This window comes from Celeribacter sp. PS-C1 (assembly GCF_019429625.1).
GTDB lineage: Bacteria > Pseudomonadota > Alphaproteobacteria > Rhodobacterales > Rhodobacteraceae > Celeribacter.
This window is the reverse complement of record NZ_JAHXRW010000001.1, coordinates 252,837-274,965: the sequence shown is the minus strand read 5'-3', so window position 1 is coordinate 274,965 and position 22,129 is coordinate 252,837. Positions and strand designations below refer to the sequence as shown.

The 22,129-nt window shown below is 58.4% G+C and carries 19 protein-coding genes; 5 read left to right on the top strand and 14 right to left on the bottom strand.

All coding sequences use genetic code 11. The annotated features are described in order from the left end of the window. Positions 1–29: 29 nt before the first annotated feature. Complete coding sequence (locus tag J5Y17_RS01335) at positions 30–1,397, bottom strand: dicarboxylate/amino acid:cation symporter (protein WP_219783403.1); 1,368 nt, start codon at positions 1,395–1,397, stop codon at positions 30–32. Positions 1,398–1,557: 160 nt separating this feature from the next. Here J5Y17_RS01335 and aroC point away from each other — a divergent pair, with 160 nt between their 5' ends. Continuing rightward, positions 1,558–2,658, top strand: a complete 1,101-nt coding sequence (aroC, locus tag J5Y17_RS01330; protein ID WP_219783402.1) for a chorismate synthase — start codon at positions 1,558–1,560, stop codon at positions 2,656–2,658. After that, positions 2,651–3,604 carry an AEC family transporter gene (locus J5Y17_RS01325; protein WP_219783401.1) on the top strand — a complete coding sequence of 318 codons (954 nt, stop codon included), beginning with the start codon at positions 2,651–2,653 and terminating at the stop codon, positions 3,602–3,604. The genes aroC and J5Y17_RS01325 overlap by 8 nt, the downstream gene beginning before the upstream one ends. 101 nt (positions 3,605–3,705) lie before the next feature. Here J5Y17_RS01325 and J5Y17_RS01320 read toward each other — a convergent pair whose 3' ends face one another. Continuing rightward, positions 3,706–3,993 carry an HU family DNA-binding protein gene (locus tag J5Y17_RS01320; protein WP_167601248.1) on the bottom strand — a complete coding sequence of 96 codons (288 nt, stop codon included), beginning with the start codon at positions 3,991–3,993 and terminating at the stop codon, positions 3,706–3,708. A gap of 134 nt (positions 3,994–4,127) precedes the next feature. Further along, positions 4,128–5,612 (bottom strand): AMP nucleosidase, encoded by a 1,485-nt coding sequence (locus J5Y17_RS01315; protein WP_219783400.1) that lies wholly within the window; start codon positions 5,610–5,612, stop codon positions 4,128–4,130. Between the two features lie 147 nt (positions 5,613–5,759). Here J5Y17_RS01315 and J5Y17_RS01310 point away from each other — a divergent pair, with 147 nt between their 5' ends. After that, positions 5,760–6,626, top strand: coding sequence for an SDR family oxidoreductase (locus J5Y17_RS01310; protein ID WP_219783399.1), 867 nt, complete (start codon positions 5,760–5,762; stop codon positions 6,624–6,626). 5 nt (positions 6,627–6,631) lie between these two features. Here J5Y17_RS01310 and J5Y17_RS01305 read toward each other — a convergent pair whose 3' ends face one another. The 6 genes from J5Y17_RS01305 to J5Y17_RS01280 form a co-directional block, all read right to left on the bottom strand. Beyond that, positions 6,632–7,825 carry an MFS transporter gene (locus J5Y17_RS01305; RefSeq protein ID WP_219783398.1) on the bottom strand — a complete coding sequence of 398 codons (1,194 nt, stop codon included), beginning with the start codon at positions 7,823–7,825 and terminating at the stop codon, positions 6,632–6,634. A 111-nt stretch (positions 7,826–7,936) separates the two neighbouring features. Then, complete coding sequence (dxs, locus tag J5Y17_RS01300) at positions 7,937–9,865, bottom strand: 1-deoxy-D-xylulose-5-phosphate synthase (protein WP_219783397.1); 1,929 nt, start codon at positions 9,863–9,865, stop codon at positions 7,937–7,939. Between the two features lie 14 nt (positions 9,866–9,879). Next, positions 9,880–10,746, bottom strand: coding sequence for a polyprenyl synthetase family protein (locus tag J5Y17_RS01295; RefSeq protein ID WP_219783396.1), 867 nt, complete (start codon positions 10,744–10,746; stop codon positions 9,880–9,882). Next, the gene (locus J5Y17_RS01290) at positions 10,746–10,988 is read right to left on the bottom strand and encodes an exodeoxyribonuclease VII small subunit (RefSeq protein ID WP_219783395.1); all 243 of its coding nucleotides are present in this window, start codon (positions 10,986–10,988) and stop codon (positions 10,746–10,748) included. Before J5Y17_RS01290 ends, J5Y17_RS01295 begins: the two co-directional genes overlap by 1 nt. Before the next feature lie 93 nt (positions 10,989–11,081). Beyond that, entirely contained in the window at positions 11,082–11,780 is a 699-nt protein-coding gene (locus J5Y17_RS01285; protein ID WP_219783394.1) for a response regulator, read from the bottom strand. A gap of 1 nt (position 11,781) precedes the next feature. Next, positions 11,782–12,306 carry a MarR family winged helix-turn-helix transcriptional regulator gene (locus tag J5Y17_RS01280; protein ID WP_219783393.1) on the bottom strand — a complete coding sequence of 175 codons (525 nt, stop codon included), beginning with the start codon at positions 12,304–12,306 and terminating at the stop codon, positions 11,782–11,784. Between the two features lie 178 nt (positions 12,307–12,484). Between J5Y17_RS01280 and J5Y17_RS01275 the strand changes: the two genes are divergently transcribed. Both J5Y17_RS01275 and J5Y17_RS01270 read left to right on the top strand, forming a co-directional pair. Then, positions 12,485–13,354 (top strand): branched-chain amino acid aminotransferase, encoded by an 870-nt coding sequence (locus tag J5Y17_RS01275; protein WP_219783392.1) that lies wholly within the window; start codon positions 12,485–12,487, stop codon positions 13,352–13,354. An 86-nt stretch (positions 13,355–13,440) separates the two neighbouring features. Then, a complete protein-coding gene (locus J5Y17_RS01270; RefSeq protein ID WP_219783391.1) occupies positions 13,441–13,941 on the top strand; it encodes a hypothetical protein in 501 nt (166 codons plus the stop codon). Here the strand turns inward: J5Y17_RS01270 and J5Y17_RS01265 are convergent. The 5 genes from J5Y17_RS01265 to gltB form a co-directional block, all read right to left on the bottom strand. Next, on the bottom strand, positions 13,938–14,855 hold the full coding sequence (locus J5Y17_RS01265; protein ID WP_219783390.1) for a DMT family transporter: 918 nt from the start codon (positions 14,853–14,855) through the stop codon (positions 13,938–13,940). The genes J5Y17_RS01270 and J5Y17_RS01265 overlap by 4 nt on opposite strands. A gap of 38 nt (positions 14,856–14,893) precedes the next feature. Next, the gene (gene queG / locus J5Y17_RS01260; RefSeq protein WP_219783389.1) at positions 14,894–15,934 is read right to left on the bottom strand and encodes a tRNA epoxyqueuosine(34) reductase QueG; all 1,041 of its coding nucleotides are present in this window, start codon (positions 15,932–15,934) and stop codon (positions 14,894–14,896) included. Between the two features lie 84 nt (positions 15,935–16,018). Beyond that, positions 16,019–16,684, bottom strand: a complete 666-nt coding sequence (locus J5Y17_RS01255) for a glutathione S-transferase family protein (protein WP_219783388.1) — start codon at positions 16,682–16,684, stop codon at positions 16,019–16,021. A 48-nt stretch (positions 16,685–16,732) separates the two neighbouring features. Beyond that, entirely contained in the window at positions 16,733–17,476 is a 744-nt protein-coding gene (gene mtgA, locus J5Y17_RS01250) for a monofunctional biosynthetic peptidoglycan transglycosylase (RefSeq protein WP_255571776.1), read from the bottom strand. Between the two features lie 96 nt (positions 17,477–17,572). Further along, positions 17,573–22,108 (bottom strand): glutamate synthase large subunit, encoded by a 4,536-nt coding sequence (gene gltB, locus J5Y17_RS01245; protein WP_219783387.1) that lies wholly within the window; start codon positions 22,106–22,108, stop codon positions 17,573–17,575. Positions 22,109–22,129 lie beyond the last annotated feature (21 nt).

Below are 22,129 nucleotides of genomic sequence, written 5' to 3'. Positions count from 1 at the left end.
CGAAGCACATCGGAAAGGGCCCTTTTTACTCAATGCTTGTGAGCCGCTTCGGCAAGCTCCGCCTCGACAGCTTCGTCGATATGCATGTCATCTTCGGAAATCTGACCTGCATTTGGATCGTTAAAGACTGTCATATCGACCTTGCCCTCACCTTTGGCGACGATGGTCGTGACAACCGCATCACCCGTGATGTTCACGGCGGTCCGGATCATATCCATGAGACGATCGACGCCCAAAATGAGTGCGATGCCCTCGATCGGAAGGCCCACCTGACCCAACACCATAGTAAGCATGACAAGGCCCACACCCGGGACACCAGCGGTGCCGATAGAGGCCAAGACGGCCATGGCGATTACGGTCAGATAGCCCGTCACGCCGAGATCAATGCCGTAGACATTGGCAAGGAAAACGGTCGCAACACCCTGCATGATCGCCGTGCCGTCCATGTTGATCGTCGCGCCGAAAGGCACACAGAAGGAGGCCACAGAGTTATCGACCCCCATGCGCTCCGTCACGGAGCGCAAAGTGACGGGAATCGTCGCGTTTGAAGACGCCGTGGAAAATGCGAAAAGCTGCGCCGGACGAATCTTGGCCATGAAGGTGAAGGGGCTCATTCCTGTGAACAGTTTGAGCATGATCATCAGGGTGACGAAAAGATGCAGGAACAGCGCGCCCGTCAGAGTCAGAACATAGGCCAAAACCGGAACGAACAATTCGATGCCTTGCTCGGTAAAGGTCTTGGCGATCAACACGAAGACACCGATGGGGGCAAAGCTCATGACGATGGTCACGACCTTCATCATCACCTCGTTCATATATTCGCAGCCCTCGACAAAGCCTTTCGAGCGATGCCCGAGCATCAGAACGGCAATGCCCAGAATGATCGTATAAAAGATGATCTGAAGCATCTCCCCGCTGGCGAAAGCTGCAACCGGGTTGGTCGGCACGATGGCGGCGAACACATCCCACACGGTGGGCGCCTCGCGGCCCGTGATGCCACCAGTATCGACGCCGGTCATATCAAAACCGTTCCCCGGCCCGATAATCAGCGCAAGGATAATGGCGATCCCGATCGCCAGAGCCGTGGTCATCAGGTAAAGTCCAAAGCTTTTGCCACCGACGCGCCCCAAAAGACGAATGTCTCCAATGCCCGTAACACCGGTCAAAAGCGAAAAGAAGACCAACGGTACGACGAGCATCTTGAGCGCGTTAACGAACATCTTGCCGATCATCGCGAACAACCCGCCGATGATATGCGTGTTGATAAACGCGTTATCGACCATGTTCAAAATCACGCCGAGGATCACCCCGGCGATCATCCCGATCATAATTTTGGCCGTAAGTGACAGCTTTTTGCCATCCCCTCCCGCGCCTTGATGTGTGTCTGTAGAAGTCATTTTTGTCCCCTTACAAAGTAAGCTATGACCAAGCGTCCCATAAAAACCCGTATTTTCCAAAGACCTTCGCAGGGAAAAATCAGATCGACATCCCCCTCATCGCATTGATTGCCCAAAGAAGTGACATCGGCTAAAGCAAGGGCAACGTGAGGAGCCCGCCATGAGCATGAACACATTCGGACATCTTTTCCGCTTCACCACCTGGGGTGAAAGCCACGGACCCGCTTTGGGCGCCACGGTCGATGGTTGCCCTCCGGGCATTGAGGTCAGTGAGGAGATGCTTCAGGTCTGGCTCGACAAACGCAAACCCGGCACGTCGAAGTTCACCACCCAGCGGCGCGAGCCCGATCAGGTGGAAATCCTCTCTGGTGTGTTCGAGGGCAAGACCACCGGCACGCCGATTCAGTTGATGATCCGCAACACGGACCAGCGTTCGAAAGACTACGGCGAGATTGCGCAGGCGTTTCGTCCCGGTCACGCCGACATCACCTATTTCCAGAAATACGGCATCCGCGATTATCGCGGCGGCGGGCGGTCTTCGGCGCGGGAAACTGCGGCGCGCGTTGCCGCTGGCGGGGTCGCTCGGGCAGTTTTGGCCGAGTTGGTGCCTGATCTGGAGATCAAAGGCTATATGACTCAGATCGGCCCGCATGGCATCGAGGGTCCGCGCGACATGGCCGAGATCGACAACAACCCGTTCTGGGTGCCCTCTGCCGCGACCGCGGACACATGGGCCGACTACCTCGGCGAAATTCGCAAAAACGGCTCCTCCGTCGGCGCAGTGGTCGAAGTGGTGGCCAAGGGCCTGCCAGCGGGCCTCGGTGCGCCGATTTATGCCAAGTTAGACACTGATTTGGCCGCCTCGATGATGTCGATCAACGCCGTCAAAGGGGTGGAAATTGGCGAGGGGATGAACTCCGCCTGTCTCACCGGCGAAGAAAATGCCGATGAAATCCGAATGGGGCCGAACGGGCCTGAGTACGGGTCTAATCACGCGGGGGGGATTCTTGGTGGGATTTCCACGGGTCAGGATGTCGTCGTGCGCTTCGCCGTTAAACCGACATCTTCTATCCTGACGCCGCGCAAAACAGTGACGAAGGCTGGCGAAGACACCGATCTGATCACCAAGGGCCGCCACGATCCTTGCGTCGGTATCCGTGCTGTGCCTGTGGGCGAGGCGATGATGGCCTGTGTGCTCCTCGATCATCTGCTGCTGCATCGCGGTCAAGTCGGCGAGGGGCTCCGCGGTCACATTGGCTGAGCTTCTCGCAATCTTAGGCATCACATTCCCGATCTTCGCCATGGTCGCCATCGGCTATGCGACGGTCACAAAGGGCGTTTTTCGCCCGCAAGACATGAGCATTCTCGGCGGCTGGGTGATGAATTTTGCCCTGCCCGCCTTGGTTTTCGGCGCCATAGCATCGCGTCCGATTTCAGAAGTCGTCCACTTCGATTACATCTCCGTCTACCTGTTTTCCGGCCTTTTGACCGCAGGGCTGATGTTTCTCTGGTTCTCCATTGCCACCGATCCGGGACGGCGCGGTGTGGTGATGATGATTTCCTATTGCCCGAACACAGGCTTTATCGGCTATCCGATGTTTCTCATGCTGGTCCCCGACCATGCCGGGATCATTCTGGCGATGAACTTCCTCGTCGAAAACATCATCTTTGTCCCCCTTGCGCTGATGGCCATCGAAGCCGGCAAGCCGCGTGAAGATCGCAAAGGCAACGCTCTTCAACAATTCGGGCAAGTCCTGAGAAACCTGATCAAACGCCCGCTGATCATCGCCATTATCCTTGGCTTTGTCATTTCCGCACTTGGCCTGTCCCTACCCGGCCCGGTTCACAAACTCATCGATCTGGTGGCGGGCTCCGCCTCCGCCGTCGCACTTTTTGTCATTGGTGGCTCGCTTGTGGGACTGTCTTTTGAAGGCAACCTGCGTCTGGCCGGTCAGGCCGCCGTGGGCAAGCTGGTCGTCATGCCCCTTTGCACTGCGCTTGTGATCTTTCTGGTCGCGCGTTTTGGCATCACTCTGGACCCGGACCTGCGAACAGCTGCACTAATCTCCGCGGCGCTTCCGACCATGGCCATCGCCGCCCTGTTTGCCCAAGAGGTCGGACGCGGCGCGCTGGCCTCTCTGTCAATCCTCGTCAACACGCTTGCGGCATTCATCACGCTCAACATCGTGCTGTTTCTGGTGGTTTAGGGTCTGTTTCCACTTCGCAATACAGGACCCGCCAGAAACGAACCGGAAACGAAAAAGGGCCGCGACCAGCGCGACCCTTTTGAACAATCAGTCAGAAAGACTTAGCCGTTCACGCTGTCTTTCAGCGCTTTTGCGATGGTCATTTTCACGACCTTGTCGGCTTCTTTCTTCATCTGCGCACCGGTCTGCGGGTTACGCACCATGCGCTCCGGACGCTCACGGCAATAGATTTTGCCAACGCCGGGAAGAGTCACAGCGCCACCGGCGGAGACTTCTTTGGTGATGAGGGAGGTGATCGCCTCGAGCGCAGCGCCAGCGGATTTCTTGTCAGAACCCATTTCTTCGGCGAGTGCAGCCACGAGCTGGGTTTTGGTCATCGGTTTCGTCATGTCTGTATACTCCTCGTACGCCCCCCTTCGATTTGGGGGTTATTGCGCATTTCTAAGCGAATATTGAGGGTGCGCACAACGCCTAGTGTACTGATCTGAAGCTTTTTCCCGGATTTTGAGCGAAAAAACCCTCATTAAAGGAAGGCTGTCTCCTCGAAAGAGCGCAATTTCCGGCTATGAATGCGTTCAATCGGCATTTCGCGCAACAGTTCCATGGAGCGAATGCCAATCAAAAGGTGCCGGGAGACCTGCGATTTATAGAAATCCGACGCCATCCCGGGCAATTTCAGCTCACCGTGGAGCGGCTTGTCCGACACACACAGAAGTGTCCCATAAGGCACGCGGAACCGGAACCCATTCGCTGCGATCGTCGCACTTTCCATATCGAGCGCAATGGCCCGCGATTGCGACAGGCGCTGCACCGGACCGGATTGATCGCGCAGCTCCCAGTTGCGGTTGTCGATCGTCGCCACAGTGCCCGTCCGCATGATGCGCTTGAGTTCATAGCCTTCGAGTTCGGTCACCTGCTCCACCGCGTCTTCGAGAGAGGTCTGAATCTCTGCCAGAGCCGGGATCGGCACCCAGACCGGCAAGTCGTCATCCAGCACGTGGTCTTCCCGAAGATAAGCATGGGCAAGCACAAAATCCCCGAGCCGCTGTGAATTGCGCAGACCGGCGCAGTGCCCGACCATGATCCAGGCATGCGGTCGCAAGACAGCGATGTGATCCGTCGCGGTTTTCGCATTCGACGGCCCAACGCCAATATTCACAAGCGTGACCCCCGATCCATCCGCCCGTTTAAGGTGATAGGTCGGCATCTGCGGCATCTTGGACGTCGGCGGGATCTCTTCACCAGCCGAAGTGATCTCGACATTTCCGGTGGAAACAAAGCTGGTGTAACCGCTCTCCGGATCGGCAAGTTGCGCGCGCGCATAGGCCTCAAATTCGGAGACGTAGAACTGGTAGTTGGTGAACAGCACATGGTTCTGGAAATGGCAGGCATCCGTCGCCGTGTAATGCGACAAGCGAGCCAGAGAATAATCAATGCGCTGCGCCATGAACGGCGCCAAGGCCCCCGAACCATCCGTATGGGTATAGTCAAAACCGTTGACAATATCATCGTGGGTCGTCGTCAAATCCGGCACATCGAAAATATCGCGTAGCGGATAAGCCATCGCGCCCTCCTGCGGCACGGTGATGTTCTCGTCATTTGCCACCGCGAAATGCACCGGCATCGGCGTGTCCGAAATGCCGATCTGCACCATCACGCCATGGTTGCGCAGGATTTGGGAAATCTGCTGTTCGAGATAATTGCGAAACAAATCCGGCCGCGTGATCGTCGTCGAATATTCGCCCGGCTTGGCCACGTGCCCGAAAGACAGGCGGCTGTCCATCGTCGCATAAGAGGTCGTAACCACGCGAATTTCCGGATAATAGGCTCGATACCGCGCCTCAGGCTCCGCGCCACCGGCGATGAGCGAAAATTTCTCCGTCAGGAACGAACAGGCCTCTGAATAAAGCTCCTCAAGATAAGCAACCGCAGCGACCGGATCGCCAAAACTCCGGGTTTCTCGCGCGGGCGCTGTTTCGAGGATCAGGCTTTTCAAACTGCTGTTCATTTTTATATCCTTTTCGCAACAAACGGTGCTCAACGCCCCAGACGACCCCATTATCGCCTTCCGCTTGCAATCTTGTGTCAGCCCCCTCACTTGAGACCAACTCCGACAGAGACGCAAGGCCCGGCATCAGGCCGAGAAAGAGATCACATGACCCGCCCCAAACTGTTTTCCTTTGGACATGGCTATAGCGCGCAAGCACTCGCACGACGTCTGATCCCGCAAGGCTGGGACATCATTGGCACCACGCGTAACCCGGCAAAGGCACAGCAGTTTGACACTGACGGCGTCGAGCCACTTTTGCTTGAAATAGACCCTATTCCAGCCCAACTCGGTCACGCGACCCATCTTTTGATTTCTGCGGGCCCCGATACCGAGGGCGATCCGTTTTTGCGTGACTATCGTGAACAGTTGATTGAAGCCGCGCCCAATCTACAGTGGGTTGGCTACCTGTCGACCACGGGGGTCTATGGCGACCACGGCGGCGATTGGGTCGATGAGACCACGCCGCTTACCCCTGGCACCAAACGTGGCAAAGCGCGAATGCAAGCCGAAGCCGATTGGCAGGCGATTGCGCAGGATTTGGGTCTCAATCTCTCTATTTTTCGCCTCGCGGGCATCTATGGCCCGGGCCGCGGCCCATTTGCCAAAGTCCGCAACGGCACCGCGCGCCGGATTGTGAAACCGGGTCAGATTTTCTCGCGCATCCATGTCGAGGACATCGCGCAGGTACTTGAAGCCTCATTAGAAAGACCCCAATCCAGCGGAATTTATAACGTCTGCGACGATCTCCCCGTGCCACCCCAAGAGGTCATTGGCTATGCCGCCAAACTTTTGGGCCTGCCTCTGCCGCCCGAGGAAGACTTTGAAACCGCCGAGATGACATCTATGGCCCGCAGCTTTTATGCCGAAAGCAAAAAGGTGCGAAACGACCGGATGAAACAGGAGCTGGGCGTTCAGCTCATATATCCGGACTATAAAACCGGGCTAAAGGCGCTTTTGGCGCAGGATGAATAGCTGAATCAGTGACTGTCCTGCCAAGACCGCCGGTGATCCAGAACCGTGATGGCATAAAGTACAACACCGCCAAAGGTCAAAGCCGCCCCGACATAGCCCGCCGAGGGAAATCCATAGCCCTTGGCAATGTAGATCGAGGCAACATAGGGCCCCAAAGCATTGGCCGCATTGAACGCCGCATGGTGCAACGTCGCTGCCAGCGCCTGCGCATCGCGGGCGACGTCCATGAGCCGGGTTTGAAGTAGGATCGGATAGCCATTCGCCACCCCCATCGCCAAAACCATCGCGACCATGGCATAGGGCATATCAGCGATCCGCGGGAACAGTGACAGCAAGGCGATATTCACGATCAGCGTCGCAAAAACCGCAAAGTTCAGCGCCCGGTCCGCCGCCCATCCGGCAACAAGAGTACCAAGCGTCATGCCAAACCCCATGAGACCCAAATACAGCGGAATTGAGGCTTCCTTAACCTGCGTCACTTCAATCAGCGTAGAGGCGAGATAGGTGTAAAAGGCGAAGAAACCACCAAATCCGATGGCACCGCTCAACAGCGTCAATAGCACCTGCCGGTTCTTGAGCGCGCTGAGTTCGCGCAATGCGTTCGAATTCGTGTCACGCGCGGTTTCCGGCGCGAAGATCAGGATCATGACCCCGGTCACAGCCGCCAAAACACCGACCAGAGCGAAGGCCCAACGCCACCCGATGGTCTGCCCCAACACATTGGCGACAGGCACGCCGACGATGGTCGCAATGGTGAGGCCAAGCATCAACCGCGCCACCGCCTTGCCACGCTGGTTCGGCCCCTCAAGAGAAGCGGCCATCAAAGCCGCAACACCGAAATAGGCGCCGTGCGGCATACCACTCAAGAATCGCGCCAAAAGCATGATCTGATAGGTCGGTGCCAATGCGGAGAGAATATGGGTGAGGCAAAACATCACCATCAACCCGATGAGCAAGACCCGCCGTTCAATCCGCGCCGCCGCCACCGCAATAAGCGGCGCGCCGACGACAACCCCCAGAGCATAGGCGGAAATCAAACGACTGGCCGTCGCCTCATCAATGCCGAGCCCCTCTGCCATGAAGGGCAACAGGCTCATGCTGGCAAATTCGGTCGTGCCAATCGCGAACCCGCCCATGGCGAGCGCAAAGAGAACGATCCCCGGACGGGTGCCGGACGAGACGGAGGTGGTGGAAACCATCGGATATACCTTGAAAGGAAGTCACCGAAGACTTCCTTTATTCTCGCACAGGGATCAAGGCTGCGGGCGGCCCACTGTGCTCATACCCGCTTTGCACAAACGTGCGAGGCCTTAGGCCCGTTTGCTCGACAGATCGGCAATGCCGAGCACGGAGAGGACCTTTGCCTCGATGTCCGGCGTGTTCAGCCCGGCGATGGCATACATCGCCTCCGGGCTGGCCTGATCGATGAAAGTGTCCGGCAAGGTCATCGAGCGGAATTTAAAACCCCGATCAAACACGCCCTCTTCGGCCAGGAAATCGGCTACATGTGACCCAAATCCACCAATAGCGCCCTCTTCAAGCGTGATCAGCGCCTCATGATTGGCTGCCAGATCGCGGATCAAATCGTGATCCAGAGGCTTGGCGAAGCGTGCGTCTGCGACGGTACAAGAGATGCCTTTGGCCGCGAGGTTTTCGGCGGCTTTCAAGGCAGGCTCCAAACGTGTGCCAAAGGACAAAAGCGCCACCCGCGTGCCTTCGCGCACGATGCGGCCTTTGCCGATCTGAAGCACTTCGCCACGTTCCGGCATCTGAACGCCGACACCTTCACCACGCGGATAGCGGAAGGCGATGGGCCCCTCATCATGTGCCACGGCCGTGGCCACCATATGTTTCAACTCCGCCTCATCGGCAGCGGCCATCACCACCATGCCCGGCAGGTTCGCCATAAAGGCAATATCGAAAGACCCGGCATGCGTCGCGCCATCGGCACCAACAAGCCCCGCACGGTCAATCGCGAAACGCACGGGCAAACGCTGAATCGCCACGTCATGAACGACCTGATCGTAGCCGCGCTGAAGGAAGGTCGAATACATCGCACAGAACGGCTTCATCCCACCGGCGGCAAGACCTGCCGCAAAGGTCACGCCATGCTGCTCCGCAATGCCAACATCAAAACAGCGGCTCGGGTAGCGTTCGGCAAAAAGATCGAGGCCCGTTCCATCCGGCATGGCGGCAGTCACGGCGACGATCTTGTCATCCTGCGCGGCCTCTTGAAGGAGCGCTTCGGCGAAAACCTTTGTGTAGGACGGCGCGTTGGATTTGGCTTTCTTTTGCTCACCGGTGACCACGTCGAATTTAGCGGTCGCGTGGCCTTTGTCGGGGCGACCTTCGGCAGGCGCGTAACCTTTGCCCTTTTTCGTGATCGCATGGATCAGGATCGGCCCCGTCGCGCGGGTTTTGACCGTGCGCAACACGCTCAAAAGCTGGTCCATATCGTGGCCATCGACCGGACCGATGTAGGAAAAGCCCAGTTCTTCGAACAGCGTGCCACCGATGGTCATGCCCTTGAGCATTTCCTTGGCCCGTTTGGCGCCCTCTTGGAACGGATGCGGCAGGAGCGAGACTGCGCCTTTGGCCGCGGCTTTGAGATCCTGGAACGGCTCACCCGCATAGAGGCGCGTGAGATATGAGGACAGCGCACCGGTCGGCGGCGCGATGGACATTTCGTTGTCGTTCAAGATGACGATCAAGCGTTTGCCCAAATGGCCCGCGTTGTTCATCGCCTCAAAGGCCATGCCTGCAGACATCGACCCGTCGCCGATCACCGCAATCGCATCGCCGATGCCATGCTCTGTCGCGCCACCCAGATCGCGCGCCACGGCAAAGCCCAAAGCGGCAGAGATCGAAGTCGAACTATGCGCCGCGCCAAAGGGGTCATAGGGACTTTCGGAACGTTTGGTGAATCCAGAGAGTCCACCCTCGGTCCGCAGGGTCCGGATACGATCACGACGCCCGGTCAGGATTTTATGCGGATAACATTGGTGCGACACGTCCCAGATCAAGCGATCTTTCGGCGTATCGAACACGGCATGCAGCGCCACAGTCAGCTCAACAACCCCAAGACCCGCGCCCAGATGCCCGCCCGTCACGGAAACCGCAGAAATGGTTTCCTGCCGCAACTCATGCGCCACGCGCTTGAGCTCTGCATCAGAGAGCGATTTCAGATCGGCGGGGACATTCACGCGATCGAGGGTCGGAGTGGCTGGGCGGTCGGACATGGCGTCTCGCTTTCTCAGGTTTCCCGCGAAATAACGAAGCGGGCGACGTCTCGCAAGGGCTCGGCCCGCGATCCATAGGGGCTCAATGCCGCACAGGCCTCATCGACCAATGAGCTAGCGCGGGCCTTGGCGCCCTCAAGCCCCAGAAGCGACACGAAAGTCGCCTTGCCCGCCTCCGCATCCTTGCCGACGGCCTTGCCGGTTTTCTCGACATCGCCTTCGACGTCGAGAATGTCGTCTTGAATTTGAAACGCGAGGCCCAGTGCCTTGGCATAGGTGCCCAGATGGGTGGGATCGGCACCGCCCAACATGGCGCCTGCGCGGGCGGACCACTCGATCAGCGCGCCGGTTTTGTTGCCTTGCAGCACAGTGATCTCTTGCAGATCGAGCGGGGTCGCAGAGGTTTCCGCCGCGATGTCCTGTGCCTGCCCCAAAACCATGCCTTGTGCGCCCGAGGCCTTCGCCAGAGAGGCGATCAAATCGACCCTAATCTGGCTCGAAACCTCCATTTCAGGGCGCGTCAAAAGTTCAAAAGCCAGGGTCTGAAGCGCGTCCCCTACGAGCACAGCCGTCGCCTCGTCCCAGCGTTTGTGCACGGTCGGCTGGCCGCGACGCAGATCGTCGTCATCCATACAGGGCAGATCGTCATGCACGAGGCTATAGGCATGAACCGCTTCGATCGCAGCGGCGGCCCAGACGGAGCGTTCAGCAGGCACACCATGAAGCGCAGCACCCTCCATCACAAGATAAGCCCGCAAGCGCTTGCCGCCATTGAGGGCATAGCGCATCCCCTCCTCGACCGGCATGGTCCCCAGAGGCGCCAAAACAGTGTCGAAACAGGCGGAAACGGCCGCCTTACACCGCGCCAACCCGTCTTGCATCAGACACCTTCGGCCTTTGTCGTCCCGGTGGCTGCGCCATCCGGCCCCACGGTGATCTTCTCGACCTTCTCTTCGGCATCCTTGAGCTTGGCCTCGCAATGCGCCTTGAGCGCCGCACCACGTTCATAGAGCGCGATGCTGTCTTCTAACGCCACATCGCCACGTTCGAGCTTGCTCACAACCTCATTCAACTCCGCCATGGCGGTTTCAAAGGACATTTCGCTGACCGGCGTATCGCTCATTGGACTCTCCCGAATGTTTCCCCCACTGCATATAGGAAAACCGCCGGGGAAGGCCAGTTTGAGTTTTGCATTCCGGCCCGGTGTTTGGGGCGCTTACTCAGGCGTCAGCATATAGCCCGCACCGCGCACGGTTTGCAGGTAACGCGGTTGGCGCGGGTCGTCTTCGAGCTTGCGCCGCAGACGCGTGATTTGCACATCCACAGCACGCTCCTGCGCCTGTCCGCCATCGCGGCCCAGCCGCTCGACCAATTCGGTGCGCGTCACAGGTTCGCCAGTCGAGGCGACAAAGATTTTCATCAGCTGCGCTTCGGTGCCGGTCAGGCGCACAATCTGATCGCCTTCCCAAAGCTCGCCCCGCTCCACATCGTAGCGGAATCGACCCAAATGCAGGTATTTCGGCCCCGCTTCGGCCTCTTCCATCTGCGGCATCCGGCGCAGAACCGCGTTGATGCGCAGCAACAACTCCTTTGGCTCAAACGGCTTCGCGAGATAGTCATCAGCCCCGGCTTCGAGCCCGGCGATGCGGTCCTCTGTCTCGCCCTTGGCCGTCAGCAACATGATCGGCGTGCTGATCGACTGGCGCAGATCGCGTGTCAGGCTGATGCCATCTTCGCCCGGCATCATCACATCGAGCACGATGAGATCGAACTCCAACCCCGCCAAAAGCCGTCGCGCATGGGCTGCATCACGGGCCGCCGTCACGCAAAACCCGTGACGGATCAGGAATTTTTGCAACAAGCCGCGAATTCGCTCGTCATCATCAACGATCAGAAGGTGAATTTCCCCGCTCACTTCACTCCTCCTTTTTCGATCCGGTTTTGGACATAGCGTTGAAATAGGCCGCCTGATCCGGGTCCATCATGGCCTCAAGCACCCGACGAAATCCCGCAACAGCCTCGTGACCGGCATCGCGATAAGCGACCCGCATTCTGGCCCGTTGCGCCTCCGACAATTCCGCCTCAAGCGATTGGCCGGTTTCAGTAAGATACAGATGACGCTCGCGTTTGTCCTGCACACCGACGCGACTTTCGACCAGTCCGTCTTCAATGAGGGTCCTAAGCACCCGGTTCAGCGACTGTTTCGTCACGCCCAGAATGGCCAAAAGATTATTCACATTCGTCCCCGGCGCGCGGGCGATGAAATGGACCGCCCTGTGATGCGCCCGACCGTAGCCGTATTTCTCCAAAATGCGATCCGGGTCCGCCGTAAAACCGCGGTAGGCAAAGAACATGGCCTCGATCCCCTTGCGGAGCTGTTCGTCCGTCAGGAACAGAAGAGCCTCACCGCTTTGCGTGCCGCCTGCCTTACCGTCCGCCATAGTCTGCCTCGTTCTCAAATCGCATAATTTCCGCTCACTTTAAGTCAGCGTTGTTGACATTCCAAGATCGAATTGATAGCGAAATCGGGATTTGGCGCAATAATAATCCCAAAATGAAGCGCATCACGCAACTTCACGAAAGCGCGTGATGCGAGACAGACACGAAAAGGAGACCCCCATGGCGGGCAGCTACGAAGATCGCGACGGATATATCTGGATGGACGGCGCCCTTGTCGATTGGCGTGACGCGAAGGTGCATATCCTGACCCACGCCATGCATTACGCCTCCTCCGTCTTCGAGGGCGAGCGCTGCTACAACGGCAAGATTTTCAAATCCGTCGAACACTCCGAACGTCTTCTGGCGTCCGGCCAAGCGCTCGACATGCCGATCCCCTACACAGTCGAAGAGATCGAGAAGGCAAAATACGAGGTGCTCAAAGCCAACGGTTGGGACAACGCCTATGTGCGCGTTGTGGCCTGGCGTGGCGCGGGCGACGATATGGGGGTTGCCGCCAACAGAAACCCTGTGCGTATGGCGGTCGCTGCCTGGGAATGGGGCGCCTATTATGGCGACGCGAAAATGCAGGGCGCCAAGCTCGACATCGCGAAATGGAAACGCCCTTCGCCGGAAACCATCCCGACCGCCGCGAAAGCCGCCGGTCTCTACATGATCTGCACCATGTCGAAACATGCCGCCGAGGCGAAAGGCTGTTCCGACGCTCTGTTCATGGACTATCGCGGCTATGTGGCCGAAGCGACCGGCGCGAATATCTTTTTCGTCAAAGACGGTGAAGTGCACACGCCGATCCCCGACGCGATCCTGAACGGCATCACCCGCCAGACGGTGATCGGCATGCTCAAAGACAAGGGCATCACGGTGCATGAACGCCGCATCATGCCCGAGGAACTCGACGGGTTCGAACAATGCTTCCTCACCGGCACCGCCGCCGAAGTGACCCCTGTGGGCCAGATCGGGGACTATATGTTCGAGGTCGGCGCGCTCACGCGTGAGATCTCCGAAGACTACGAAAAGCTCGTGCGCAGCTGACGCACCTGCACTTTTTCATAAGGCTTTAACCCGAAACTAAGAGCTTTCTGCCAGTCTGGCGCGATCAGATTGGCAGGAGGAATGACGTGGTCAGCCGCAAAGACAGTATTGTTATCGTTCTTATCACGGTCTTCATCGTGACGCCTGCGGTCCTTGCTTTGACCGCTTACATGATCACGAAAAATCCATCTCTGCGCCCTTTAGGCATCACTGTCGAACGCCTGACCGAAGCGGGGCAAATTGAGAACAAAAGCCTCATTCTAGCCGTCGTCGATATTGGCACGCGCGCGACAAACGCCGCCAGCGCGGCGCAATACCAATTCAGTCTCGAAACCGCTTTCGCCCGCCTTGAAACCGACATTCAGGTGAAGTTTCGCAGCATTCCCAATAGTTCTGAAGTCAACATCACCTATCTCGTCGGTGAAAGTCAGATCGGGCCCTTCCCGGCGAACCGCGCCGCCGAGGGCATTCTTCCTGCGACACAGGCTGCGCGTCTCGTCATTGCACAGCGAAAAGCCGTCTCGAAGGAACAAGAACGTCGTGACAGGCTTGGCCAAAACGGATTTTGGAACCGGGTGCTGGACTAAAGCGCATCCGCCTTTTTCCGACGCGAGGCACTGAGGCCAAGCGCTCTCTCGCGCCAGATGATCGCAACACCCGCTGCGATCACGATCAAGGCACCGGCCAGCATTGCCATAGTCGGCACTTCGTCGAAAAAGACATAGCCGATGACCAGAGCGAAGACCATCGACGCATAATCGAACGGCGCGAGCATCGAGGCGTCGCCATAGCGATAGCACGATGTCAGACAAACCTGCGCCAAGCCGCCGATCAAGCCAGACAGGATAAGGAACACACAGGCCAACGCGCTCGGTATAACCCATTGCGAAAACGGCAGGGTCATAAGCGCGGCCACGGTGCAGGAGATCGAGAACCAAAACACGATGGATGTCGTGCTCTCGCTTCTCACCATATTGCGCACATGTAGTTGAACGATGGCCGCCAAACAGGCCCCGCCGAGGGCCACCATCGCCCCAAGCTGTTCAAGAGGGTCAGGCGCACCGTTGAACACGGTGATTCGTGGCATCATCACAATCACGACGCCGACGAGACCCGCAAATACAGCCGAAAACCGGAACAGCCGAACATCCTCACCTGCGAACATCGCGGCAAACACCACCAGCAACAGCGGCGAGGCATAGCCAATGACCGTCGCCTCCGGCAAAGGCAGCAGGGCGAGAGCGTAAAAGTTCAAAAACATCGCACTGGCCCCGATCATCCCGCGCCAGACATGCCCCATCGGAGATTTGACCCTCAGGCCCGCGAGAAATTCCCCGCGCCGCACCAACCACACAAAGATCACGGGAAGCGCGAAGAGCGACCGAAAAAAGACCGCTTCACCGGGAGGCACCTCCCCACTCGCCGCCTTGATCAGCGCCGCCATCACCACAAAACAGATGACGGACGCGAGTTTGAGGGCAATGCCCCGAAACGGGTCCATCGTGTATCTCCTAATCGATTGGGAACACGCCTAAAATCTCACGTGTCCGCCAAGCGTGCAACGGCCCATTGGGCGGCATCGCGCACCGTGGGGTCGGCATCATCGCACAGGCACGCAGCCACAGAGCGCAACTCCGGCGATCCGGAATTTCCAATGGCATAGAGGACATTGCGCACGAACCGATCCCGCCCGATGCGCTTGATCGGTGAGCCTGAGAATTTCTCTCGAAACGTCTCATCATCCAACTGCGCCAACTCAGCAAGCGGCGGTGCGATCAAATCCTCTCGTGCCGCAAACCGAATGTCTTTCGCAGCAACTGCAAATTTATTCCACGGACAGGCCGCCAGACAATCGTCACAGCCGTAAATCCGATTGCCCAGTTTGCCGCGCAGCTCCTCATTCACCGGACCGTGATGCTCGATGGTCAGATAGGACACGCACCGGCGTGCATCGATCTGAAACGGCGCCGGAAAGGCGTCTGTCGGACAGGCATCGAGACAAGCCCGACACGACCCACAATGGTCTTTCTCCGCAGGATCAGGGTCGAATTCATGAGTCGTGAAAATCGCCCCGAGGAAGAACCAATTGCCCAGATCTCGCGACAAAAGATTGGTGTGTTTTCCCTGCCAGCCAAGCCCTGCCTTTTGCGCCAAAGGCTTTTCCATAACCGGCGCGGTGTCGACGAACACTTTGATTTCTGTCTCCGGTCCCGCCTGTTCAATCAGCCATCGCCCCAGCCGCTTGAGCCGTTTCTTGACGATATCATGGTAATCCCGATTGCGGGCATAAACCGAAATTGCGCCGGATTCGGGTCTATTGATGAGCGCCAAAGGGTCTTCATCCGGCGTGTAGGCCTCCGCCAGCATGATCACGGATTTCGCCTCTGGCCAGAGCGCCGCAGGGTCTCCGCGCCAGTTCATCCGCTCTTCCATCCAGCCCATCTGACCGTGTCGGCCTTCGGCGACAAAAGCTTTGAGCCGCTCCATGGCTTCGGGAATATCAGGTCGCCCAAAAGAGGCCTTGGAGAATCCTTCCTCCAGAGCCCGCGCGCGCACGATTTCCTTATCCAAACTGGGCACAGATCACGCCTTCTTTTGTCCGGAAATATCCTCGGGGGGAATTGCCCAAAGGGCAAGGGGGGCAGACAGCCCCCATAACACTGTTCAGAAATCGAGATCGGTGTAATGCGCCGGAGGTGGGAAGCTCGACACCTGATCCGCCAGCAAAGACCGGAACGCCGGACGCGATTTGATCTTGGCGTACCAATCCTTCACGACGTCATGCCGGTTCCAATCCACATCCGAGATATAGTCCAGAGAGGACAGATGCGCCGCCGCCGCGAAATCCGCCAGCGTCATCGCATCCCCCGCCAGCCACCTCCGGCGATCCAAAAGCCAAGCCATATAGTCGAGGTGATATTTGATCGCCTTCGACCCCGACTTGACGTTGGCCGCGACCGGATAGCCCGATTTCATCAGTTTGCGATTGACGCGCTCGTACAAAAGTTTCGAGGTCACCTCATTGTGGAACTTATCATCGAACCACGCAACAAGGCGCCGCACCTCGTAGCGCCCTTCGGCGTCTTTCGGCATCAGGGTCGGCGTGGGATAGCGCTCTTCAAGATACTCGCAAATCGGTGTGCTTTCCGACAGGTTCATATCGTCGATGCGTAGCACAGGCACCTTACCCGCCGGGTTGCGGCGCATGAAATCCGGATCCTGCTCCCAGTAGCGCTCCTCAATCAACTCCACCTCAAGCTTCTTTTCCGCAAGCACAAGACGGACTTTGCGGCAAAAGGGTGAAAGGGGGACGTGATACAGACGGATCATGATTTCTACTCGCGTTTTTTCCCTACTTGCCGCAGGACAGAAGGCAGTTCAATCCTCGAAACAGGCTGCGCGGCCATCTCGCGCGATTGTGGCCGCGCCATCGACGATCTGCGCGGCTCTCCGCCGAACAAAGGGCCCGGGGTTCCCGGCATTTCGGTCTTTCGGGGCAGGCAAAACGGCTGCAAGCTGGGCCGCTTGTTGTGCCGTGACATTTTCAGGGCCTACACCGAAATAGTGCCGAGAGGCGGCTTCGACGCCGAAAATCCCTGCGTCGAACTCGGCGATGTTCAAATAGACCTCGAGAATGCGCTGTTTGCTCCAGGTCAGTTCTACCACTGGCGTGATTATCGCTTCCAAAGCTTTGCGCGGCCAGCTCCTCCCATGCCAGAGGAAGGTGTTTTTGACGGTCTGCTGACTGATGGTCGAGGCACCACGGTTGCCCCCTTCGGCAATGGCAGACCGGATTGCGGTGAGATCAAACCCCCAATGCTCGCAAAAATTCGCGTCCTCTGCGGCGACGACTGCGCGTGCCAAATTGGGCGACATCCTCTCCATCGGCACCCATTGGTAATCGACCCGCTCCCCTTGGCGACCGCCCTCGGCCAGCATGTAAAAAGTTCCGGGCACGGGTAGGACGGAATACGCGACAATCCAAAGTAAAATGAGGGCAAAGACCACCAAAGCCCCGCGCAAGACACGGCGGCGTAGACGCCGGAAAAAACCGAGGCCTGTGCTCTGTGCCTTGGATTTTGTCTTTTTCTTGCTCTTTCGTGCCATGGTCTGAAAAAGCATGGCCAGTGATCCTAGGTCAAGCCCAACTCTCACCGCAAACAAAAAGCCCCCTTAAAGGGGGCTTTTAAGCTGCATTTGGGTCGATTTACTCTCGACTTACTCGGCCGGGATCGCGCCCTTTTCCAAGGTCAGCGGCACCGGCAGATGCACCAGCATCTCTTTCGGGCAAACCTGAAGGAAGTTGGCTTTCTCTTCATCCCAATGATCGAGGATCGCCTTCGCTTTCAAAGAATGGGTCTCTTTCGCGTGACGCTCGACGAGACCTTTCAGCTGATCTTCCCAGTGATCCACCGTGACCGGGCAGGTCACCAGCGTCTCGAGGTTCATCAGATCAAGCGCTTTGCCCTCTGGGTCGTAGAGATAGGCCATGCCGCCCGTCATCCCGGCACCAAAGTTCGCACCGATAGAGCCGAGGATCACGGCGATCCCGCCGGTCATGTATTCACAACCGTTGGAACCACAGCCCTCAATCACCACACTCGCACCGGAGTTGCGCACCGCGAAACGCTCGCCCGCACGACCGGCGGCAAAGAGGTAGCCGTCCGTCGCACCGTAAAGCACGGTGTTGCCGATGATCGTGTTCTGATCAGCGACGAGCGGCGAATGCATCGGCGGACGCACCACAACGGTACCGCCCGACAGGCCTTTTGCCACATAGTCGTTGGCGTCGCCCGACACTTCGATCTTCAGACCCGGCGCCGCAAAGGCCCCGAGAGACTGACCGGCAGAGCCCGTGAGTTTCACGGTCAAATGGTCCGGCTGAAGATTGTTGCGCATGCCGAATTTCGACACGATATGCGACGAGGTTCGCGTCCCGATGGTGCGGAGCGTGTTCTGCACCGCGTAGGAGAGCTGCATCTTTTCGCCATCGTTGAGGAAACGTGCGGCATCCGACACGATCTGCGCATCGAGCGTATCCGGCACCGCGTTGCGCGGTTTGGAACGGTCATACACGATACGATCAGAACCATCGACGGAGATCAGAAGCGGGTTCAGATCGAGATCGTCGAGATGCGCCGAGCCACGCGAGGTCTGGGCCAAAAGATCGGCACGACCGATCACCTCGTCCAGAGAGCGCGCGCCCAGAGAGGCCAGCAATTCGCGAACTTCCTGAGCGTAGAAGGTGATCAGGTTGACGACTTTGTCGGCGTTGCCAGTGAACTTGCCACGCAGCATTTCGTCTTGGGTACAGACGCCCACCGGACAGGTGTTCGACTGACACTGACGCACCATGATACAGCCCATCGCGATCAAAGCGGCGGTGCCGATGCCGTATTCCTCGGCGCCAAGCATCGCGGCCATGACGATGTCACGACCGGTGCGCAGACCACCGTCGGTGCGCAGCGTCACGCGGTCGCGCAGGTTGTTCATCGCGAGCACTTGGTGTGCCTCGGTCAGACCCATTTCCCACGGCAAGCCAGCGAATTTGATCGAGGTCGCCGGAGACGCACCCGTGCCACCGTTGTGGCCGGAGATCAGGATGATGTCCGCTTTCGCTTTCGCCACACCGGCGGCGATGGTGCCGACGCCGGAGGAGGCCACGAGTTTCACCGTCACCTTGGCCTTCGGGTTGATCTGTTTCAGGTCATAGATGAGCTGAGCGAGATCCTCGATGGAATAGATGTCGTGGTGCGGCGGCGGCGAGATCAGGGTCACGCCTTTGGTGGAGTGACGCAGCTTGGCAATCAGGTCAGTGACCTTCATCCCCGGAAGCTGACCACCCTCGCCCGGCTTCGCGCCTTGAGCAACTTTGATCTCCAGCTCTTCACAGTGCAGCAGATATTCCGCCGTCACACCGAAGCGACCGGAGGCCACCTGTTTGATCTTCGCCGAGGCGTTGTCGCCATTGGGTTCCGGCGTGAAATCGTCGGGGGACTCGCCACCCTCACCGGAGTCGGATTTCGCGCCGATGCGGTTCATCGCGATGGACAGTGTGCGGTGTGCCTCAGGCGACAGAGCCCCCAAGGACATGCCCGGCGTCACGAAGCGTTTGCGGATCGAAGTGATCGATTCCACCTCTTCGATCGGCACCGGTTTGCCCAGCGGCTTGAAGTCCAACAAATCGCGCAGATGGATCGGCGGCATGGCCTGCATCTTGGCGGAATACTGTTTCCACATCTCGTAAGACGCACGATCACAGGCCGATTGCAGCATGTGCATCGACTGCGCTTCCCACGCGTGGGTCTCGCCGGATTTGCGGGACTTGTAGAAACCGCCGATGGGAAGCGTGTTGCCACCCAGCCAACCCTGTTTGTGCACGGCTTCCAGCTTGTGCTGGATACCGCCGACACCGATGCCGGAAATGCGCGAATGCATGCCCGGGAAGAACTCGTTGACCATTGCACGGGACAGGCCCACAGCCTCGAAGTTCAGACCACCGCGATAGGAGGAAATCACCGAGATGCCCATCTTCGCCATGATCTTCAGCAGACCGGCGTCAACGGCGGCACGATAGCGTGAGACGGCCTCGGTCAGAGTGCAGTCCAACAGACCACGCTCGATCCGATCCGCGAGGGAATCCTCGGCCAGATAAGCGTTCACGATGGTCGCACCACAGGCGATCAGCACCGCAAAGTAATGCGGGTCGATACATTCCGCGGAGCGCACGCCCAGCGAACAGAAAGTCCGCAGACCCTTGCGCGTCAGCCAGCTGTGCACCGCAGAGGTCGCAAGAATCATCGGCATCGCGATCTTGTCTTCGCTCTGCCCTTGATCGGTCAGGATGATGTGACCACCACCAGAGCGCACAGCCTCTTCAGCCTCGGCGCGGATGCGGTCCAGCCCGGCGCGCAGCGCGTTGGGGCCTCCATCGACCGGGAAGGTACAGTCGATCTCAGTCATCGGCGCGTTGAAATGACCTTTCAACGCCTCGAATTGCGCGTTTCCGACAAAGGGGCTTTCCAGCACGAGAATCTCGGTCTGGGAGCTGTCTTCATCCAGCACGTTCTTGAGGTTGCCAAACCGCGTTTTGAGCGACATCACACGGAATTCGCGCAAGCTGTCGATCGGCGGGTTGGTCACCTGAGAGAAGTTCTGACGGAAGAAGTGGCTGAGCGGACGATATTTGTTCGACAGCACCGCAGACGGAGTGTCGTCGCCCATAGAGGCAAGCGCCTCTTTGCCATCCTCGCCCATCGGCGCAAGGACTTGCTCCAGCTCTTCGATGGTGTAGCCAGCAGCGATCTGACGTTTCTTCAGCTCGGCACCGGTGAAGATCGCGGTCTCATTCAGGCCAGCCAGCTCTTCTTCGAGATCGACGATTTTGCCGACCCATTCGCCAAACGGCTGGGAATTTGCCAGACGGTCTTTGATGTCGACATCGTGGTAGAGCTTGCCCGCGGCCATATCGACCGCCAGCAATTGCCCCGGACCCAGAGCGCCTTTTTCCACCACGGTCGCCTCGTCGGTCGGCACCATGCCCACCTCGGAACCCGCGATGACAAGGCCATCACCGGTGACAACATAGCGCATCGGACGCAGGCCGTTGCGGTCGAGACCGGCACAGACCCAGCGACCATCGGTCATCGCCAAAGCGGCCGGACCGTCCCAAGGCTCCATCACGGAGTTCACATAGGAATACATGTCGCGCCAGGCTTTCGGCAGCTCTTCAGCGTTTTTCGACCAGGCTTCGGGCACCAGCATGGTTTTTGCCATCGGCGCGGAACGACCGGCACGCACCAGCACCTCAAACACGGAGTCGAGGGCGGCAGAGTCAGACGAGCCTTGCGGGATGATCGGCTTGATGTCCTCGGCCATCTCACCAAAGGTCGACGAGGCCATACGGATCTCGTGCGATTTCATCCAGTTGGTGTTGCCTTTGATCGTGTTGATCTCACCGTTGTGCGCCAGCATGCGGAACGGCTGTGCCAGCCACCACTGCGGGAAGGTGTTGGTGGAATAGCGCTGGTGATAGATCGCAAAAGCGGATTCGAAACGCTCGTCCATGAGGTCCGGGTAGAACACCGCGACCTGTTCGGCGAGCATCATGCCTTTGTAGATGATCGACCGGCAGGACAGCGAGCAGATGTAAAGCTCGCGCACACCGGCGGTCTGTGCGGCCTTTTCGATGCGGCGACGGATGACGTAAAGCTCGCGCTCAAACGTCTCTTCATCCACGCCTTTCGAGTTGGAGATCAGGATTTGCTCGATCTCAGGGCGCGTCGCATTGGCTTTCTCGCCCAGGCAGGACGTGTCCACCGGAACGTGGCGCCATCCGTAGATGTAATACCCCATGCGGAGCACTTCTGTTTCAACGATGGTCCGGCAGGTCTCCTGCGCGGAGAAATCCGTGCGCGGCAGGAACACCTGACCCACGGCGAGTAACTCGCCGTGACGGGCCTCATGGCCGGTGCGGCGGATTTGGTCGCCAAAGAAATGGTGCGGGATTTGCACGTGGATACCCGCGCCGTCGCCGGTTTTGCCGTCGGCGTCCACGGCACCGCGGTGCCAGATCGCTTTCAGCGCAGAGATGCCGTTTTCCACGACTTTGCGGGATTTCGACCCATCGACGGAGACGACAAGACCCACACCGCAGGAGGAATGTTCATCATCCTCACGGAACAGAGAGTTTTCCGCCATCCATTCGCGTTTTGCGGCTTCTTGAACCGCCCAGCTTTGGTCAAACTTGGTCATAGCAGTACCTTTCAGATCAAA

What these genes read in the sequence shown, in the direction of transcription:
- mtgA (WP_255571776.1), bottom strand. Translation starts at nt 17,476, where the DNA reads ATGCTTTTTCAGACCATGGCACGAAAGAGCAAGAAAAAGACAAAATCC.
- J5Y17_RS01280 (WP_219783393.1), bottom strand. Translation starts at nt 12,306, where the DNA reads ATGGCGGACGGTAAGGCAGGCGGCACGCAAAGCGGTGAGGCTCTTCTG.
- dxs (WP_219783397.1), bottom strand. Translation starts at nt 9,865, where the DNA reads ATGTCCGACCGCCCAGCCACTCCGACCCTCGATCGCGTGAATGTCCCC.
- J5Y17_RS01310 (WP_219783399.1), top strand. Translation starts at nt 5,760, where the DNA reads ATGACCCGCCCCAAACTGTTTTCCTTTGGACATGGCTATAGCGCGCAA.
- J5Y17_RS01305 (WP_219783398.1), bottom strand. Translation starts at nt 7,825, where the DNA reads ATGGTTTCCACCACCTCCGTCTCGTCCGGCACCCGTCCGGGGATCGTT.
- J5Y17_RS01295 (WP_219783396.1), bottom strand. Translation starts at nt 10,746, where the DNA reads ATGCAAGACGGGTTGGCGCGGTGTAAGGCGGCCGTTTCCGCCTGTTTC.
- J5Y17_RS01265 (WP_219783390.1), bottom strand. Translation starts at nt 14,855, where the DNA reads ATGGACCCGTTTCGGGGCATTGCCCTCAAACTCGCGTCCGTCATCTGT.
- gltB (WP_219783387.1), bottom strand. Translation starts at nt 22,108, where the DNA reads ATGACCAAGTTTGACCAAAGCTGGGCGGTTCAAGAAGCCGCAAAACGC.
- J5Y17_RS01320 (WP_167601248.1), bottom strand. Translation starts at nt 3,993, where the DNA reads ATGACGAAACCGATGACCAAAACCCAGCTCGTGGCTGCACTCGCCGAA.
- J5Y17_RS01255 (WP_219783388.1), bottom strand. Translation starts at nt 16,684, where the DNA reads ATGATCCGTCTGTATCACGTCCCCCTTTCACCCTTTTGCCGCAAAGTC.
- aroC (WP_219783402.1), top strand. Translation starts at nt 1,558, where the DNA reads ATGAGCATGAACACATTCGGACATCTTTTCCGCTTCACCACCTGGGGT.
- J5Y17_RS01315 (WP_219783400.1), bottom strand. Translation starts at nt 5,612, where the DNA reads ATGAACAGCAGTTTGAAAAGCCTGATCCTCGAAACAGCGCCCGCGCGA.
- J5Y17_RS01335 (WP_219783403.1), bottom strand. Translation starts at nt 1,397, where the DNA reads ATGACTTCTACAGACACACATCAAGGCGCGGGAGGGGATGGCAAAAAG.
- J5Y17_RS01290 (WP_219783395.1), bottom strand. Translation starts at nt 10,988, where the DNA reads ATGAGCGATACGCCGGTCAGCGAAATGTCCTTTGAAACCGCCATGGCG.
- J5Y17_RS01275 (WP_219783392.1), top strand. Translation starts at nt 12,485, where the DNA reads ATGGCGGGCAGCTACGAAGATCGCGACGGATATATCTGGATGGACGGC.